Genomic DNA, 475 nt, shown 5'->3' on the forward strand with positions numbered 1-475 from the left:
TCCCGGTGCTGGACGCAGTATTCCCGTTCTTCCGGTGGGCGTTTGAAGTCGAAGATGGAGTCCACAATGCCCCGCTCTTCGAGCAGGGTACGCACGATGGCGTCGGTGGTCTGGGTCTGGAAGATGCGGCTGTTGTGCATCAGGCCCAGGCGCCACAGGGGTGGCTGGATGACCACTTCGTAGCGGGTGCGGCGGTGGCCGGTGTCGCCCCGCATAAATTCGTTCACCACGCCGGTGAACCGGCGCAGGGGCTGGCCGTCCTGCCACACCACCAGGTCTACCGACTGTTCCAGTACATCGGCGGCGGCCACATCCGGGTCGGTGCTGGCCAGTTGCAACCGGCCATGGAACAGATCAGACAGCCGTTCGGTCAGCGCGAAGCCGACAACGACAAAGTGATCCGAGGGGAATTCGCCTACACGGGCGGTGAACTGCAATCCGCTTGCCTGGGGCATGACTTCGATCCCTGAAGATT

The 475-nt window shown here is 62.9% G+C and carries 1 protein-coding gene; it reads right to left on the reverse strand.

The annotated features are described in order from the left end of the window. Positions 1–455: contractile injection system protein, VgrG/Pvc8 family (locus Q669_RS01225; protein WP_036148292.1), on the reverse strand; the 455-nt coding region annotated here is incomplete at its 3' end. Positions 456–475 lie beyond the last annotated feature (20 nt).

This window comes from Marinobacter sp. C1S70 (assembly GCF_000475355.1).
Lineage (GTDB): Bacteria > Pseudomonadota > Gammaproteobacteria > Pseudomonadales > Oleiphilaceae > Marinobacter > Marinobacter nauticus.